Below are 15,815 nucleotides of genomic sequence, written 5' to 3'. Positions count from 1 at the left end.
AGCGGTTAGGCTACAGAAAGATGGTTATCGACAAACGAGCGTGCGTGCCGCGCCAGTTCAAACCCATCGGACCATGTATCGCGCCAAATGGCGAGATCGTTTGATAAGCCTTCCGCAATCACTGCGGACGAGAAGGACTCGAATGTTATCGGTCCTTTATACCCAATATCAACCAGCGCGTGGAAAAAGCCCGTGAAATCAATATGGCCTGAACCAAGATAGCCGCGATGGTTTTCGCCAATGTGGATATAGCCCAACCGATCACCGACCTCATGCAACGGACGGATCAGATTGTCCTCCTCGATATTCATATGGTACGTATCAAGATGAATAGCCGTGTTATCGGCACCAATATCATCAGCCAATGACAATGCCTGCCGCGCCGTATTGATGAGGTGTGTTTCGTAACGGTTGCAGACTTCCAGACCCAGCGTAATGCCAAGCTTGCTGGCTTCATTGGCCAGATCCTTGATAACCGCAACGGCATTCTCACGCCCTTTGGCGCTGGCCGGTTTGCCATATTTGCCCAATGCACTGTAAAGCGCGCCAGTGAGCAGCTTTCCGCCAAGCCCATGAGTTGCAATCAGCGACTGATGCAGGAGTTCTGCACCTTTGCGCACAACGGCGGTGTCATCGCTTGAAACATCGGCATCAAAAGCCAGTCCACGCGAACAGACAATCGAAAGATCAGAAGCACTTAAAACAGAGCGTGCATGTTCAACATCGAGATTATCGAGATCATGCAGCGAAAGCTCAAGCAGATCATAGCCGGCTTCCACACTGCGCTTTGCAGCAAGCTCAATTGAAGCTTTGGACGTGTCGCCGGTCCAGACCAGTGCATGAACGCCGATCAGATTGTCATAGTTATTCATTATGCGTTCTCCCTCGCACACGTTTCCACATCGACCCAACCGTTTGCGGCCTGATTGGAGCGGATGCAGGCATCAATAAAATAAAGACCATTCAGGCCATCTTCGATTGTCGGATAGGCGATCTTGCGCGGATCGCTCACGCGTTGCTGATGACAGCGAATGGCAGTGGCTGCGGATTTATAAATATTCCCAAAGGCTTCAAGAAAACCTTCCGGATGACCGGGTGGAACACGTGCGGAATGCGTATTACCATAGGTCGCACCAGTGCCTGCGCGTGTGAGAACACTGCGCGGTTGGCCAGCTTTACAATACCAGAGCCGGTTCGGGTCTTCTTGCGACCATTCAAGCGAGCCTTTGGTGCCAAAGATACGGCAGTTCAGCCGGTTTTCATTGCCGATAGCAACCTGACTGATCCAGAATTGCCCTTTGGCACCATTATCATAACGCAGCAGGATCGAGGCATTATCATCGACCCTACGCCCCTTGATAAAGGACGTGAGATCAGCGCAAAGCTGACCGGGTGTCAGCCCCGTCACATAGGATGCAAGATTATAGGCATGGGTCCCAATATCTCCGATTGAACCACCCGCGCCGGCCTTTGACGGATCAGTGCGCCATTCGGCAGCTTTTGAGCCATGCAGTTCGACAGGTTCGCTCAGCCAGTCCTGCACATATTCGCAATTGACGAACCGTATCTCGCCCAATTCACCGGAAAGCACCATGTCCCGCATCTGCCGAACCATGGCATTGCCGGTATAGTTATGCGTCAGGAAGAACAATCCCGGCGCGTTTCGGACAATATCGACAAGCGCGACAGCATCTTCCAAGGTGGACGTCACCGGCTTGTCGCAGATGACGTGAAAGCCGCCCTGCAAACAGGTTTTGACTGCTTCAAAATGCAGATGATTTGGCGTCACGATTGCCACGACTTCTGCACCGTCAGGTCGGTTTTTCTCGCCTTTGATCAGATCTTCCACCGTGTCATAAACACGGTCTTGGGCAACGCCCAATGAAGCTGCGGACTTCAAATTGCGTTCAGGATAGGAACTGAAATCACCCGCGACCAGTTCAAACTCATTATCGAGACGTGCAGCTATGCGGTGGACATTGCCGATAAGAGCACCTTCGCCACCACCAATCATCGCCAATCGAATTTTTTGCATAGTTTCCTCCCGGTCAAACTGTTTGGGATTTAGAGCTGTTGCATGAAACAACGGATTCCCGAACACGCATCTCCGTCATATGTGTAACATGTGAAAGTGATCGATCCGGCTCGCCAATTCTCTGCATAAGAAGCTGCCATGCGCTATCGACCATCGCATAAATCGGCTGAGCAACCGTGCTGATGGTCGGTGTTAAAACCGTCATCCAGTCGGAATCGTCAAAACCCAGCAAAGACAGATCACGTGGGATTTCCAGCCCTGCCTGTCTTGCCGCCTTAATCGCCCCAAGCGTGACGATATAGGCAGATGCAAACAAGGCCGTCGGCGGCTTTTGGTTGAAAACCTGATGCTGTAAGGAATGTCGGCATTCCTCTATCGTCACACCTGCATAAATGACCCGGACGTGATCCGAAAGACCAGCTTCCGCCATGGCACGTTGATAGCCTTCAACGCGCTGTTTCATATGAACCAGACTATCACGCGTTGCGACAAAGGTGATGTCGCGATGTCCCATTTCAACGAGATGGGACGTACCGGCATGGGTTGCCGCGATATTATCAATGGCAACCGTATCAAAATCGGGAAGTTCTGCACCACGATCCACAAGGACAGTGGGAACGGAGCGGATAAGCGAACCACCGCTTGATGAAATTTCTTCGTCGCTGAGGAAAACAATCATGCCGTCCACCTGCCTTGCAATCAAGGTATTAATCAGATCAGCCTGCGTTGCCAGAAGCTCGTTGCTGTTCATCAGCAACAGCTGCATTCCATCCTGCATTGCCACCGTGCCAGCACGCTGCACAAATTCCGAGAAGAACGGATTGGTAATATCGGGCACGATAATCCCAATGGAATTGGTGCGTCCCTGCCGCAGACTGGAAGCCACAAAATTCGGCTTATAGTTCATCTCCTCTACGGCTGCGAGAACCGTTTTTCTGAGATTTTGATGCACGAACTTTCGTCCGGTCAGCACATTGGAAACAGTGCTTGGGGCAACACCGGCATGCTTTGCCACATCCTGAATAGTGACCGGTTTCGTGTTATCTGGGGGGGACTGTCGAGTCATGATGGCAGGCAAACGCTCCTGTTCACTTTTTGGTAGCAATCAATCGATCAAGCGTAACCGCTACAATGATGAGACCGCCCATGACAACCAATTGATAGAACGTTGGAACCCGCATCAGATTAAGACCATTGCTGATCGTACCAATGATAAGACCACCAATCACCACGGATGGAATACGGCCCTTGCCGCCAAAGAAGCTGGTTCCACCGATGATGGCCGATGCAATCGCGAAGGTTTCAAAGCCGGTGCCTGCGGCGGGTTCTGCTGCCCCCAGACGTGCCGTACTCAACACGCCTGCTAGTCCCGCACAAAGGCCTGAAATCATGAATACAATCAGCGTGTGGCGCTTGACATTGATGCCAGAGAAAAACGCCGCTTCACGATTGCCACCGATTGCATAAATGTTTCGGCCAAGTCGCGTCTGTTGCGTGAGATACCACAGAACTGCGGCCATACCGAAAGCCACAATCACCGGAACTGGAACCCAGAAAATCGTTCCCGCAAAAGTCTCTGTGAAACTATAGGGAAAGCCAAAGACAGGGCTCGCACCGGAAATAATCAGCGTAATGCCGCGGAAAATGGCATTCGTGCCCAAAGTGATAATGAAGGGATGAAGGCCGGTAAAATTGACCAAAAGGCCGTTGAAGGCACCAAGTGCCAGCCCGACACCAGCGCCGCCAATGAGTGCCGCACTATAAGGATCAAAGCCTGCAAGCAACAGTTTGCCGGTCACAATACCGGCAAGCGCCAGAATGGAGCCAACGGAAAGATCGATACCCGCAATCAGGATTGGGAAGAACTCACCCAATGCCAAAAGTATGGTAATCGAGCTTTGCAGCATAATCTGAACAAGGTTCTGACGACGCAAGAAATATTCAGGTGAAAGGACACTGAACAGAACGAGAATGACGACTAGAATGCACAAAGTGCCGTATCTGTCCCAGTTTTCCTGAAACTTTTTCATGCTGCTGCTCCACCAATCGCGTGGCTTAAAAGTGTTTCTTCGGTTGCGCTGTGTCCGTCGACGATTGTGGCAATGCCGCCATCGCGATAGACCGCAATACGGTCACAGACACCGAGCACCTCCGCGAGTTCTGACGAAACGACGATGATCGCTTTGCCCTGCAAAGCCAGTTGTCGGATAATGGCGTAGATTTCAGCTTTAGCACCCACATCGATACCGCGTGTCGGCTCGTCAAAGATGATGAGATCGGGCTCGGTCGCCATCCATTTGGCAACAATCACCTTTTGCTGGTTGCCGCCGGAAAGTTCCGTCACCATCTGATCAACGGAAGAGCTTTTGACCGCCAGCTTCTTGCGTTCGATTTCAGCAAGTCTGCGATCATCGCGTCTGTTGACCACCGCACCCATTCCGCCCAGCGGCGCATCCTTCACACGCTTGGAAATGATGATATTTTCCAAAATAGTGAAATTCTGAAAGAATCCGGTTTTCCTGCGGTTTTCAGTGATGAGGGCCATCCCGTTCTTCAAAGCCTGGGACGGCGAACTGGGCGTAATATCACGGCCATTCAGTTCGATTTTGCCAGATGAGCGCTTGTCCGCACCAAAAAGACATTCCATCAATTCCGTACGGCCCGAACCAATAAGCCCCGCAAAACCGAATACCTCGCCATCACGCACCTCAAAACTCACATCGCGCACGCGATCATTGGTGGCGGAGCTGACATTGCTGACTTTGAGCACCACCGGCGATAAATCATCAAGCGCCGGATTCGTATAATTGTGAATGAGCGCACGACCCACCATCATCTGCACCAACTCATCATTGGTGTAATCCCCAATCATGCCGGTGCCGTTGGAACTGCCGTCTTTGAGTACCGTAAAGCGGTCGCCAATCTGGCGCACTTCGTCGAACTTGTGCGAAATGAACAAGATTGCCATTCCCTCTTGCCGAAGCTGGTTCACCAGTTGCAGAAGGCTTTCAATCTCGACGCGCGTCAGCGACGACGTCGGCTCATCCATCACCAGAACTTTGACATTCCCCATCAGCGCTTTAGCGATTTCAAGAATTTGCTTATGTGCAATCGGTAGATCCCCTGCCCGCCGATCAAGATTGATATTGATCTTGAGCTTGGCAAGAATGGACTTCGCGCGTTCACGCATCTGCGCCCAGTCGATCTTGGTCAAAAGCAGCGTTCGCTTGACCGGCAGATTGCCGACGAACAAATTTTCGAGCGCGGAAAGCTCATCAATAATGCTGAGTTCCTGATAGATAATCGAAATGCCGGCCTGTGCCGCCTGACCAGGCGTGAGGCGCGTATGCGTTTCATCACCGATGGTGATGTCACCGCTTGTCGGCGCAAAAATACCCGACAGAACTTTCATCAGGGTGGATTTGCCCGCACCATTTTCACCGAGAAGCACGTGAACTTCGCCGGCATGAATATCGAGATCGACGCCTTTCAATGCCTGAATGCCGCCAAACGACTTCGCAATGTTGCGCATCTCGATAAGAGGACGTGACAATTCGTGGCCAGAATCCGGCATAAGACTCTCCCGGTTTAGGCTTTGTTGTGAATTTGGGTGCGGTGGTCAAATGATTTACACCGCACCCCGCATTCCTATTCCTTGGTCACAAGCACCGATTCAATATTGACCTGTGGTGCTTCGGCATCCGGTGCAATCAGCTTACCAGATTTAACAGCTTCAACAGCAGCAACCAGCGCATCTGCACCAATTGTAGCAGGATTTTGGGCAACCGTCGCATCAAGACGTCCGGCCTTGACCGATTCACGCGCTTCCGGTGCACCATCGGTGCCAACAACAATCACTTCGCCGGTTTTGCCTGCATTCTGCACGGCCTGAACAACGCCGAGCGCCATTGTATCATTGGCGCAATAGAAGGCTTTGAGATCAGGCGAAGATTGCAGAATATTGGCTGCAACATCGAGCGCCTTCAGACGATCCCAATCCGCAGGCTGACTGGCAACCAGCTTGATATTGGATGCCTTGCTGAAGGCATCAGTGGCACCGGCCTTGCGGTCTTCACCGGATGCAACGCCTGCCTTGCCTTCAATGATCGCAACTTCACCACCATCAGCACCAAGCTTCTCAATGATGAAATTGGCACCATTGGCACCAACGGCCTTGTTATCGGTAGTTATGAAGGCCTGAATATTCGCGCCTGCCTGCTTAAGCGCAGCCAGATCGACCTTCTCGTCGATATTGATCAGCGGAATATTCTTTTTATAGGCTTGGGCCGCGGGCTGAACCAGATTGACCGGAGAAATCGGTGCAAACATGATCGCCTTATAATCGCGGTTCAGCACGTCCTCAAACAATTGAAGCTGTGCCTGCGTGTCGTCTTCGGTGGGTGAGGCAAAAATATCGACTTCGACGTTGAGTTCTTTGGCCTTATCCTCGATCCCCTGCTTCATCGACTGCCAGAACGGGTTGGAAAGGGTTTTCAGAATAACAGCATAATCAGCAGCTTGAACGGCAGATGCGTTGATCAACGCACCGACGGCAAAAACAGCTGACAACAAGAGTGATTTACCGGCTTTCATGTTCATTATCCTCCATAGAACGTGAAAATATTGGTAGGCTTGTTTTATGTTTATGAAATAGATACCGGCTTAGACCGGAGTTTCGCAGCCGTTGCCGGATCGGCCCGGCGGCATAATTGCGGCGGCAAACCTTTCATGATCAGTTCTGCGTCTGCGACGGTCATCGAACCAATTTCATAAAAGGCATCGCGGGTTCCGCCCGTGCGATGTGCCGAAAGCAGAAGTCCGTCGATAGAGCGCACGGGATCATTGGCGGCAACTGGCTCATCGGGAAATACATCGGTTGCAGCCTGAATGTGACCTGATTGAATGGCTTCAAGCATGGCCGGAAAGTCGACGACAGCAGCACGGCTCATCAGCAGAAACTTTGTGCCCTTCTGCATCATCGCAAGTTCACGCGCACCAATCAGCCCCTGATTTTCGCTCGTGACGCTGGCAAAAACCAGAATGAACTGACTTTCCTTCACGACCTCATCAAGCGATGCCGGGATACAGTCAGCCCGCTCGATAATTTCAGTCGGCAGCCATGGATCATAAACCAGTGTCTTGTTGCGAAACGGACGGATCAGATCGCGGAACTGTCGTCCAAGGTCACCAAAGCCGATTATGCCGACCGTTGCGCCCATAAAACGGACGGTATCAACATTGCCCTCAAGACCATATTGTTCTGTGCCTGCACGAACTTCACGGTCGGCAGTGGTAATCCCGCGTGCCAGATCAAGCGCCATAGCAAGGGCAGATTCGGCGACCGGACCAGCAAAAGCAGAGGCGGGCGTAAGCACCCATATGCCGCGCTCAACGCAAGCCTGGTAATCAATGTTGGGCAGAAAATTCGTTTCGACGTTGAAGATGCCCTTGAGCTTTGGTGCGCGATCAAGCCGCTCTTTCGGCATGGCCGTCTGGCCAATCAGAAGAACCGTATCAGGCAAATATTGCTCGATGACATCGTCATCCATCGGCTTGTCTTCGCTGATGACAAGTTCACCAAGCGCCTCAAGCCGAGCCCTCACATCCGGACGCATAATCAAGTCCAGAGTCCGCGGCAACGGATCCACGAGAATTATATTCCTAGTCATAGCTCCTCCCACAAAGCTTGATCAGCTTGGTGGAAAAATCGATTTTCTGCAACAGAAATCTTAAGCAATCGTATAATTTTTGACTTTTCCATTTTCGAAGGCGGGAGTTTTCAGGCTTCGCACCACTACTCGGCTAAGCGCGTCAGAAACGAAACCTTATTCGGACAGGAAACGGAAGACGTAATTCTGCCGTCCTCGGTTAGATGCGCGACGAAAACATGCCCGTCTATTGGATCGCCCAGAACATAGTGGCCTTCTTTAGGCCGGATAAGTCCTTCGGCCAGACGATAATCGTTATCCCGCCAGATAACATCTGCTTCCCATGCCCGGCCCAGACATTTCTGTGCCAGACGCACATCTCCTGCAATCAATGCCTCGCGAACACGAGTGGACGAAAATTCTCGCTGTAGCGGGATAATATCAACACCAATGCCAACACTGCCTGCAAGTTCAACAAGCGATGTGCAATCGCCTTTACGGCCTGCGCCGAAGCGAAAATTTTCACCAACAATTATATGCGAAACATCGAGCTTGCCATGCAGAATATCGATGATAAATGCCTGCGGCGTCAGCGATGCAAATTCCCGGTCAAATGTCGGCTCAAAGATAAAATCAAGCCACAGCGTTGCAGCCGTTCGGTGTTTTTGTTCGGGCAGAGCCAGTCTTTCAATCAGAGTGTCAGGATTAAAGAACTGACGCGGATGCGGCTCAACCGACATGATGGCAACGGGGCGCATTCCGCGTGCAATCTGATGCGCCTTTTTGATCAGGAACTGATGGCCCAAGTGAAAGCCATCAAAATTACCCAACGCAATCACCGCCCCCGCCAGACTGGTATCTGTCCGAATACCAGTCCGTACGATCTCAACAGGTTTAACAACTGCGGGAGATGAAGCAGAAATACGTTCAATAATCATGCTCTCCCCCTGTTGCTATCTCGCGCCACGCACAAAGCTTTCGCCCAATGCCTGCGGCAGGCTGGCTTTTCGGCCTGCGATCAGAAGTACCAGCATCACCATCACAAATGGCAGCATCTGGATGATGTCGGTCGGCACATTGACGCCTGCCACCTGCAAGGCGGTCGCCAGAGAAAGGCTTGCACCAAAGAGCAACGCGCCGCCGAGAACCCATATAGGTCGCCCGCGCGCGAGCATGGCAAGAACAATCGCGATAAAGCCATTGCCGTGACTCATGAAAGGAATAAAAACGCCAGCCACTGCCACCGACATAAATGCACCGCCAAGTCCTGCCAGCGCACCGGTGATCAACACGGCGATGCTTCGTGTGCGAACAACGTCGACACCCGTTGCATCCAATGCCGCTGGCTTATCACCCGCTGCCTGCAATGCCGTGCCCCAATGTGTCATCCGGTAAATCCATGCGAATACGGCAACAAGAACGATTGCCAGATAAACGATTGGATTGTGATTAAACAGGATCGGCCCCAAAATCGGAATTTCCGATAATGGCCAGATCGGCCATTTGGATGCGCCATCCAGACGCGGATAGCTGCGCGAAAACTGTACAAAATGCAAAAGCGCGGTCAGACCCTGAACAGCCAAAGTCAGCGCAATGCCGATGACGATCTGATTGAGGCCCAGCCGTACGCATAGCAAAGCCATGAAGGCTGCAACAAAAGCACCGGCCGCTGCACCGCCAACAAAGCCCAGCCCCATATTGCCCGTGCTCCACGCGGTCAGAAACCCCGCATAAGCACCAGCCAGGATCATGCCTTCAAGTCCGATATTGAGAACGCCTGCTTTCTCGGAAAGCTGCTCTCCCAATCCTGCAAGCAACAAGGGCGTTCCAGCAGCGATTGCCCCAAGAAACAAAGTGATGATGAAACTTTCTGTAAAAAGTGACATTTTTTATTCCTCAGAACTTCGCACGATATTGACGATGCTTGTCGATATATTCAGCCAGTGCCAGTGTGATCAGCAGGAGTGCCACAATGACCAGCGAGAAGAAGCTCGGCACACCAAGGCGACGAGCGGCACTCTCACCGCCGATTGTGAGTGCTGAAAACAAAAACACATAAGCGATTGAGCCAAACCCGTTTAAACGGGCGAGGAAAACCAGCGGCACGACCGTAAGACTGTAAGCGGGGTTCCAATCGGCACGCACATTGCCCTGTGTTCCAAGAATATCCACTGCACCGGAAAGACCGGCAAGACCGGCAGAAATTGCAAACACCGCGATAGTTAGTTTTGGAACCGAAAGTCCGGCATGAACCGCCGCACGAGGATTAGCACCCACCAGACGCAGTTTCATGCCAAACGACGTGCGCGTCATCATCAGATGCATGGCAATGATAACGACCAGTCCGATGATAAGGCCCGACGAAATCGTTGTATCGAACAGCTTCGGCAATCGCGCATCAACAGGCAACGTACGGGTCTGGGGCGTGGTGGTTGCAGGGTCCAGAAATGCGAGCTTCACAAGCACATTGGCGAGCGAAACGCCCAGGAAACTCATCATCAGCGTTGTGATGATTTCATTGATACCGTGCCAAGCTTTCAGCATTGCAGGCAGCAGCCCCCAAAGCGCGCCAATAATCAGGCCTATCACCAAACCAATGGCAAGGTTAAGCCAGATCGGCAAACCAGCCTGATGCATCAAGGGCGTGGTGGCAGCAACAATCACCGCAGCAAGCAAAAACTGCCCATCGCCGCCGAGATTCCAGATGCCAGCGCGAAAAGCCACGATCAGGCTGGCTGCGATAAGCAGAAACGGTCCCATGCGGGTGAGTGTTGCGGACAACCCTGATGGCGACAATATTGCGCGTTCCACGACGTAGCCATAATAGTTCAGCGGATTGACGCCCATTGCGAGAAGGATCAAGCCTCCCAGTACCAGTGCCGCGACCAGTGGCCCGACGCTGACGGCGAATATTTTGCTCCAAGCCGAAAAAGGGGATCTCATTGTGGCACTCGCCACTCCAGCCGTGCTGGCTTGTTGATCACTCATTCTTCTTCTCCGGCACTCATCAGGCGACCGATTGCATCGCGCGCGCCCGAACCATTTTGAACGGTACCAACTATTCTGCCCTGGTCGATGACAGCGATCCTGTCAGCAAGCTCCAGAAGCTCATCGAGATCGGTTGAGATCAGTAAGACCGCCTTACCAGCATCAGCCGCATCACGAATACGCTGCCGGGTGGCGCGAATATTTTTCACATCAAGCCCATAGGTAGGCTTTGCAAAAATCACAGCTTCTGATGCCCCCGTGAGCTCGCGTGCCAGCAGAACCTTCTGTATATTGCCACCCGAAAGGGTTCCAACCGGGGTCTGAACATCCGGTGTGCGAATATCAAAATTTCGAACATGCTCTTGCGCCTGCGAGCGAATGGATTTCGGCTTTTCGAGACCATTGCGCCAGAAAGGCGATGAGCCAATATCTTTGAGCAGAAAATTAGTTGCGACGGCAAAAGCTCCTACGGTTCCTTCACCCAGCCGATCGTCTGTGACATATCGCAAACCGGCAATACGGCGCTCACCGACGGAGCAATGCGCAATCTCGGCACCATGCAGTTTTACACTTCCCGAAGAAGGAGACTGTCCTGCCAATGCTTCCGCCAGTTCTTTCTGGCCGTTGCCATCAATACCGGCAATGCCCAGCACTTCCTTCGATTTAAGGACGATTGAAACATCGCGAACAGGAATTCGACCTGCATTGGAATTGAGTTTCGACACTTCCAGAACGACTGGTCCCAGCTCACGATTGCCAAGAAATGCGCTTGCATCTTCACCGGTTGCCGACTGTCCAAACATAAGCCGAATAATATTGGCCGTGTTTTCCTCGTCGCTATTGGCATGAAGTTCATCAGGCGCGATGGCCCCAGCATTTTTGCCAAGCCGCAAAACAGAAATCCGGTCCCCACAGGCAAGGGCTTCATTCAGCTTATGCGTGATAAAGATGACCGCAAGCCCTTCCGCAACCAGACGCCGCATCAATTCCCCAAGCGAAACAGCTTCGTTTGGGGTGAGCATTGCAGTCGCTTCATCAAGGATGAGGCAACGACTACCGCGCATCAACGCGCGCAATATTTCGACCTGTTGGCGTTCACCAAGCGAAAGGGTGGAAACCAGTGCAAACGGATCAACCCGCAAACCAACCCGGCTTGCAGTTTCATTGATGCGTTTTGCGAGACCTCTGCGGTCAGGCTTGCGCCACCAGACGCCGCCCAGCGTAAAATTATCAACAACCGTCAAATTTGGCACCAGCATGGAATGCTGGAAAACGGTTCCAATGCCCAATGTCAAAGCATGGCGCGGCGATGTCACGCTAACCTTCGAGCCGTCAATTTCAATCCATCCGTCATCGGGCTGTTGCAGTCCCGAAAGCATCCCAACGAGTGTGGATTTGCCAGCGCCATTCTCGCCAAGAAGCACATGGACTTCGCCGGGCCAGATATCCGTGCTGACATTGTTATTGGCAATCACACCGGGAAAACGCTTGGTTATGCCACGCAGACCGAGAAAAGGCTTGGTCGTGGAATTTGATGAAAAGGCTACTTTTTCAGTTGTCGCCTGCATCTTACTATCCTTCATGCAAATCCGTCTCGTCGCATTGTGATAGATCGCTACAAAGTGCGATCCATCACAATCTACCTGGAACCATTCACATTGATATGCGATCACCTAAAGCGGTGGCACAATCGAAAGCGACGAGACGGGTTCGAGCGGTTCCAGTTAAAACGGAGCCATTGGAACCGCTCTAACTTGTTATTGACGCATTATCCTACGCAAAACCGTTTCGCACTTTTGCTGGAAATACTGTGAGCAGGCTAACTCACTTGGCTGCGACAGTCTTCACCAGCTCATGAACGCTGGCCGCATCAAACTTCGGCTCAACCTTGATCGCACCGGAAACAATCTCGGCCTGAAGGTCCTCGATCGCTTTCCAGACATCATCCGGTATGTTCTTCGTCTTCAACAGTCGAAGGCTGCCGTCGCTGAGCTTGATGTTATAGTTCTGATCACCGTATTTTCCGTCTTTCACATCCTTGATCATCGCGGAATAAACAGGCGTCAGATCCCAGATGACAGACGACAGCAGATGCCCCTTATCGATGGATGTTTTATCGCCTATAACATCAATGAAATACGCTTTCCCGCCATCAGTCGCTGGTGTGGTTTCAACCGCCTGCAACATGCCGAAGCTCGAACCGTTGCCCTGTCCGAAAATAATATCAGCACCCGACGCAATAACCGTTTCGGTCACACGCTTTCCGCCCGCAGCATCCGCATAAGCAGCAGGTCCGATCACCGCATAACGCACATCAACTTCTGGGTTCTCCGCCTTCACGCCCTGTGCAAAAGCAACCGACATATTGTTCCACGATGGCGGCTCACCCGAAACGACAATACCCACAACCTTAGTGCGGCTCATTTTGGCAGCAAGGCGGCCTGCGAGATAAGCACCATCACTACCCGCAGCCGTGTAATCGGCAACTTTGCCAGGAGACAACTTGTCAGGGCTATCGACAATAGCGACAGGAACTTTCATTTCTTCGCCGATTTCTGGCGCAGAGGTATTATAACCGGAAGCGTGCGCAATCAGCAGACCGGCACCATCTTCAGCGAGTTCGCGCAATGTTGGGCGCACATCGCCATAGCCAAGGTTTTCGGCAACGATAACCTTGACTCCAGCAGCCTCTCCCGCGGCCTTTGCAGCATCGACACCCTGCTGATTCCAACCCATGTCGGTTCCCATTTCAGGTGCCAGAATGGCGATGGATTCAATGTCTGCCGCCAAAGCAGTGCTGGCCATCATGCCACTTAGGGCAAATGCAATGACAGCACTACTAATTGTTCTTTTTTTCATTTTATTGTTCCCTCTTATAGATTTTTGTTGACTATTTACTCAGTCCCGGATGATTTTTGAAGTAGAAACCGGGAGCAATGTTTCAAAATGCAAATTCACATCGCCTTTCTTGCTACAGCATTTCTTGGTCTTAACACTGCATCAGCGTCTGTTAACAACCAATCATTTGACATCACGATTGAGAACAGCGGCAAGACGCCGTTGGTCTGCTCTGCTTCAATTGCGCATTGGTTTTCTGCCGATCTTGGCGAGGTCACTCCCGGTGCAAGCCGTTCCTTCAGCTTTGGCGTCGATGTAAAATCGGGCAAAGTCTTCCAATTAAATTCGGTTGGCGACGAGATGGCAGTGCAGCGGGTCTGGTGTGGGCATAAAGGCAATGATTGGGCCACGCGTGCAGAAATTCCAATGGAACGCCGCGCCGGAGTAAGTCCAAAACCTGTCCGCCTGCGCTGTGCAGCAGATGTAAAGACAACCCGATGCGCTGCAAAATAGCAGCGTTCAATCAAGCTGATTTTAAATCCCTTACAGCCTTGCATCTGACGCCTCCGTTCGGAAGGGTCGCTCTATGAGGAAGATCACCGAGAGATCTGCGGCTCATAAAACCATAACCCCGATTGACAGTGCGAGAATACGATAGCATGATCATACCGTAATACAATAATGAAAAATCAACTGTTGGAAAATTTCGGAAAAATCTTTTATCCTACTGGATAATAAGGGAAAAATCTAAAATAGTCCCAGTTAGCGTTCGCGAGAGAGTTAAAATGCGCACAGCAATTGTCACTGGAGCCAGTCGTGGATTGGGTAGAGCCTTCGCCCTCGCACTGGCAAAAGACGGATTCGCGCTAAGCCTTTGTGCCCGCGATGCAGACGCACTCAAAGAGACTGCCGAGCTTGCTCGCGCAGCAGGCTCACCACAAGTTATCATCATTGCAGCCGATTTGTCGCAAGTTGGCGCAGCCGAAAAAGTCATCTCCGAGACGCTTGCCGCGACCGGACAGATTGATGCGCTCATCAATAATGCTGGCGCAACCAAACGCGGTGATTTTTTATCACTGACAGACGAGGACTTTCAGGAGGGTTTTGCGCTCAAATTCCATGCAACAGTGCGCTTCTGCAGAGCAGCCTGGCAGTCTTTGACGGACAGCAAAGGCGTAATCGTCAATATATCGGGTGTCGGCGCGCATACACCTGAACCAGATTTTACAATTGGCGGCTCGGTCAATTCCGCGCTCATCAATTTTACAAAGGCTATTTCCAAACGCGCTCAAGGCACAGGCATGCGGATCAACACGCTCTGCCCCGGCCATATCCTAACCGACCGCTTGAACCGTCGCATCGAAGTGCTTGCGAAAGAGCGTAATATTTCCATTGAAGCGGCGCGTGAGGAAATCCGTGAAGCACAGGGCATACAACGCTATGGTGAGGCTGAAGAAGTGGCCGACGTTGTCCGCTTTTTATGCAGTCCTGCCGCAGCTTACGTGCATGGTACGGTCATCAATGTCGATGGTGGCGCAACGCCGGGAATATAATTCAAACATAAACGCCGGGGACAAATCCCCGGCATCAAAATTAAGCGTCCGCTTCTTCGGCCAACCGCTCGCGCAGGATGGCGATGGCGACCTTGCCTGCATTCATGACGTGATGGGCGGCTGCCTTGCGCGCTTCCTTGCCACGTCTGGCGGCTAGGTGTCCGACAACTTCTTCAAGTTCAGCAAGGCTTTCACGCGTACGCCCCGGCGCGCCCAACGACGTCGCACGCAAGACCATGACGCGCGCATTCAGCGAAGAAAGCGTATGGCCAAGCGCTTCGTTATGTGCACCAAAAATCAGGCAATCATAAAACGCATTCTTGGCTTGCAGGCGCTCGAGCGGATCGGTGACTTTGTCGCCTTGCTTTAGCACTTCAAAAGCGGCTTTAAGCGCGTCAATATCTTCGTCAGTTGCATTGCGGGCAAACAATTCGCATGCCAGCCCTTCAAGCTCAATACGGACCTGATAGATGCCTTCCGCCTGCTCCGGCTTCAGACGTGCCACAATCGGTCCACGATGCGGCACAACCTCAACCAGACCTTCACTTTCAAGCTGCCGAAGTGCCTCGCGCACAGCCGTACGGCTGACACCGGTCATCTCGCACAAGTCACGTTCCGTGATACGCTGTCCCGCGGTAAAATACCCAACCGCAATCGAATTACGGATACTCTCCGTCACGCTATGACGCACGGGAGCGGCAGCTTTTACCACTTTAAAATCAATCGGCGGAGTTCGTCCGTTCATAGATACAG

General features: G+C 52.1%; 15 protein-coding genes. 2 read left to right on the top strand and 13 right to left on the bottom strand.

Annotated elements, in window-relative coordinates; translation table 11 throughout:
- Positions 1-5 precede the first annotated feature (5 nt).
- From CEV31_RS18910 to CEV31_RS18855, 12 genes are all read right to left on the bottom strand, one after another.
- Positions 6-872: a sugar phosphate isomerase/epimerase family protein gene (locus tag CEV31_RS18910; protein WP_094509474.1), complete on the bottom strand. Its 867-nt coding sequence runs from the start codon at positions 870-872 to the stop codon at positions 6-8.
- Positions 872-2,035, bottom strand: coding sequence for a Gfo/Idh/MocA family protein (locus CEV31_RS18905; protein ID WP_094509472.1), 1,164 nt, complete (start codon positions 2,033-2,035; stop codon positions 872-874). The genes CEV31_RS18910 and CEV31_RS18905 overlap by 1 nt, the downstream gene beginning before the upstream one ends.
- Before the next feature lie 13 nt (positions 2,036-2,048).
- Positions 2,049-3,101, bottom strand: coding sequence for a LacI family DNA-binding transcriptional regulator (locus CEV31_RS18900; protein WP_143850989.1), 1,053 nt, complete (start codon positions 3,099-3,101; stop codon positions 2,049-2,051).
- Positions 3,102-3,123: 22 nt separating this feature from the next.
- On the bottom strand, positions 3,124-4,065 hold the full coding sequence (gene alsC, locus CEV31_RS18895; protein WP_094509468.1) for a D-allose ABC transporter permease: 942 nt from the start codon (positions 4,063-4,065) through the stop codon (positions 3,124-3,126).
- Entirely contained in the window at positions 4,062-5,609 is a 1,548-nt protein-coding gene (locus CEV31_RS18890; RefSeq protein ID WP_210190960.1) for a sugar ABC transporter ATP-binding protein, read from the bottom strand. Before CEV31_RS18890 ends, alsC begins: the two co-directional genes overlap by 4 nt.
- 74 nt (positions 5,610-5,683) lie before the next feature.
- Entirely contained in the window at positions 5,684-6,628 is a 945-nt protein-coding gene (alsB, locus tag CEV31_RS18885) for a D-allose transporter substrate-binding protein (protein WP_094509601.1), read from the bottom strand.
- 50 nt (positions 6,629-6,678) lie between these two features.
- Positions 6,679-7,704: a hydroxyacid dehydrogenase gene (locus CEV31_RS18880; RefSeq protein WP_094509466.1), complete on the bottom strand. Its 1,026-nt coding sequence runs from the start codon at positions 7,702-7,704 to the stop codon at positions 6,679-6,681.
- Positions 7,705-7,829: 125 nt separating this feature from the next.
- Positions 7,830-8,621: an FAD synthetase family protein gene (locus tag CEV31_RS18875; RefSeq protein WP_094509464.1), complete on the bottom strand. Its 792-nt coding sequence runs from the start codon at positions 8,619-8,621 to the stop codon at positions 7,830-7,832.
- Positions 8,622-8,636: 15 nt separating this feature from the next.
- Positions 8,637-9,569: a putative B6 ABC transporter permease subunit 1 gene (locus CEV31_RS18870; protein WP_094509462.1), complete on the bottom strand. Its 933-nt coding sequence runs from the start codon at positions 9,567-9,569 to the stop codon at positions 8,637-8,639.
- Between the two features lie 10 nt (positions 9,570-9,579).
- Positions 9,580-10,671, bottom strand: a complete 1,092-nt coding sequence (locus tag CEV31_RS18865) for a putative B6 ABC transporter permease subunit 2 (protein WP_094509460.1) — start codon at positions 10,669-10,671, stop codon at positions 9,580-9,582.
- Positions 10,668-12,254 carry a putative B6 ABC transporter ATP-binding protein gene (locus tag CEV31_RS18860; RefSeq protein WP_235818176.1) on the bottom strand — a complete coding sequence of 529 codons (1,587 nt, stop codon included), beginning with the start codon at positions 12,252-12,254 and terminating at the stop codon, positions 10,668-10,670. The genes CEV31_RS18865 and CEV31_RS18860 overlap by 4 nt, the downstream gene beginning before the upstream one ends.
- A gap of 241 nt (positions 12,255-12,495) precedes the next feature.
- Positions 12,496-13,530, bottom strand: coding sequence for a putative B6 ABC transporter substrate-binding protein (locus CEV31_RS18855; protein WP_235818175.1), 1,035 nt, complete (start codon positions 13,528-13,530; stop codon positions 12,496-12,498).
- A gap of 87 nt (positions 13,531-13,617) precedes the next feature.
- Here CEV31_RS18855 and CEV31_RS18850 point away from each other — a divergent pair, with 87 nt between their 5' ends.
- Both CEV31_RS18850 and CEV31_RS18845 read left to right on the top strand, forming a co-directional pair.
- A complete protein-coding gene (locus CEV31_RS18850; protein WP_094509453.1) occupies positions 13,618-14,022 on the top strand; it encodes a hypothetical protein in 405 nt (134 codons plus the stop codon).
- Between the two features lie 272 nt (positions 14,023-14,294).
- Complete coding sequence (locus CEV31_RS18845; RefSeq protein WP_094509451.1) at positions 14,295-15,062, top strand: SDR family oxidoreductase; 768 nt, start codon at positions 14,295-14,297, stop codon at positions 15,060-15,062.
- 40 nt (positions 15,063-15,102) lie between these two features.
- Here the strand turns inward: CEV31_RS18845 and CEV31_RS18840 are convergent, their stop codons facing one another.
- The gene (locus CEV31_RS18840; RefSeq protein WP_210190959.1) at positions 15,103-15,807 is read right to left on the bottom strand and encodes a GntR family transcriptional regulator; all 705 of its coding nucleotides are present in this window, start codon (positions 15,805-15,807) and stop codon (positions 15,103-15,105) included.
- Between the last annotated feature and the right edge of the window lie 8 nt (positions 15,808-15,815).

It is taken from the genome of Brucella thiophenivorans (genome assembly GCF_002252445.1).
GTDB lineage: Bacteria > Pseudomonadota > Alphaproteobacteria > Rhizobiales > Rhizobiaceae > Brucella > Brucella thiophenivorans.
Note: the sequence above shows the minus strand (reverse complement) of the source record. Positions and strands in the feature narration are given on the sequence as shown.

What these genes read in the sequence shown, in the direction of transcription:
- CEV31_RS18905 (WP_094509472.1), bottom strand. Translation starts at nt 2,035, where the DNA reads ATGCAAAAAATTCGATTGGCGATGATTGGTGGTGGCGAAGGTGCTCTT.
- CEV31_RS18890 (WP_210190960.1), bottom strand. Translation starts at nt 5,609, where the DNA reads ATGCCGGATTCTGGCCACGAATTGTCACGTCCTCTTATCGAGATGCGC.
- alsC (WP_094509468.1), bottom strand. Translation starts at nt 4,065, where the DNA reads ATGAAAAAGTTTCAGGAAAACTGGGACAGATACGGCACTTTGTGCATT.
- CEV31_RS18845 (WP_094509451.1), top strand. Translation starts at nt 14,295, where the DNA reads ATGCGCACAGCAATTGTCACTGGAGCCAGTCGTGGATTGGGTAGAGCC.
- CEV31_RS18880 (WP_094509466.1), bottom strand. Translation starts at nt 7,704, where the DNA reads ATGACTAGGAATATAATTCTCGTGGATCCGTTGCCGCGGACTCTGGAC.
- CEV31_RS18840 (WP_210190959.1), bottom strand. Translation starts at nt 15,807, where the DNA reads ATGAACGGACGAACTCCGCCGATTGATTTTAAAGTGGTAAAAGCTGCC.
- CEV31_RS18900 (WP_143850989.1), bottom strand. Translation starts at nt 3,101, where the DNA reads ATGACTCGACAGTCCCCCCCAGATAACACGAAACCGGTCACTATTCAG.
- CEV31_RS18910 (WP_094509474.1), bottom strand. Translation starts at nt 872, where the DNA reads ATGAATAACTATGACAATCTGATCGGCGTTCATGCACTGGTCTGGACC.
- CEV31_RS18875 (WP_094509464.1), bottom strand. Translation starts at nt 8,621, where the DNA reads ATGATTATTGAACGTATTTCTGCTTCATCTCCCGCAGTTGTTAAACCT.
- CEV31_RS18855 (WP_235818175.1), bottom strand. Translation starts at nt 13,530, where the DNA reads ATGAAAAAAAGAACAATTAGTAGTGCTGTCATTGCATTTGCCCTAAGT.
- CEV31_RS18860 (WP_235818176.1), bottom strand. Translation starts at nt 12,254, where the DNA reads ATGAAGGATAGTAAGATGCAGGCGACAACTGAAAAAGTAGCCTTTTCA.
- alsB (WP_094509601.1), bottom strand. Translation starts at nt 6,628, where the DNA reads ATGAAAGCCGGTAAATCACTCTTGTTGTCAGCTGTTTTTGCCGTCGGT.
- CEV31_RS18870 (WP_094509462.1), bottom strand. Translation starts at nt 9,569, where the DNA reads ATGTCACTTTTTACAGAAAGTTTCATCATCACTTTGTTTCTTGGGGCA.
- CEV31_RS18850 (WP_094509453.1), top strand. Translation starts at nt 13,618, where the DNA reads ATGCAAATTCACATCGCCTTTCTTGCTACAGCATTTCTTGGTCTTAAC.
- CEV31_RS18865 (WP_094509460.1), bottom strand. Translation starts at nt 10,671, where the DNA reads ATGAGTGATCAACAAGCCAGCACGGCTGGAGTGGCGAGTGCCACAATG.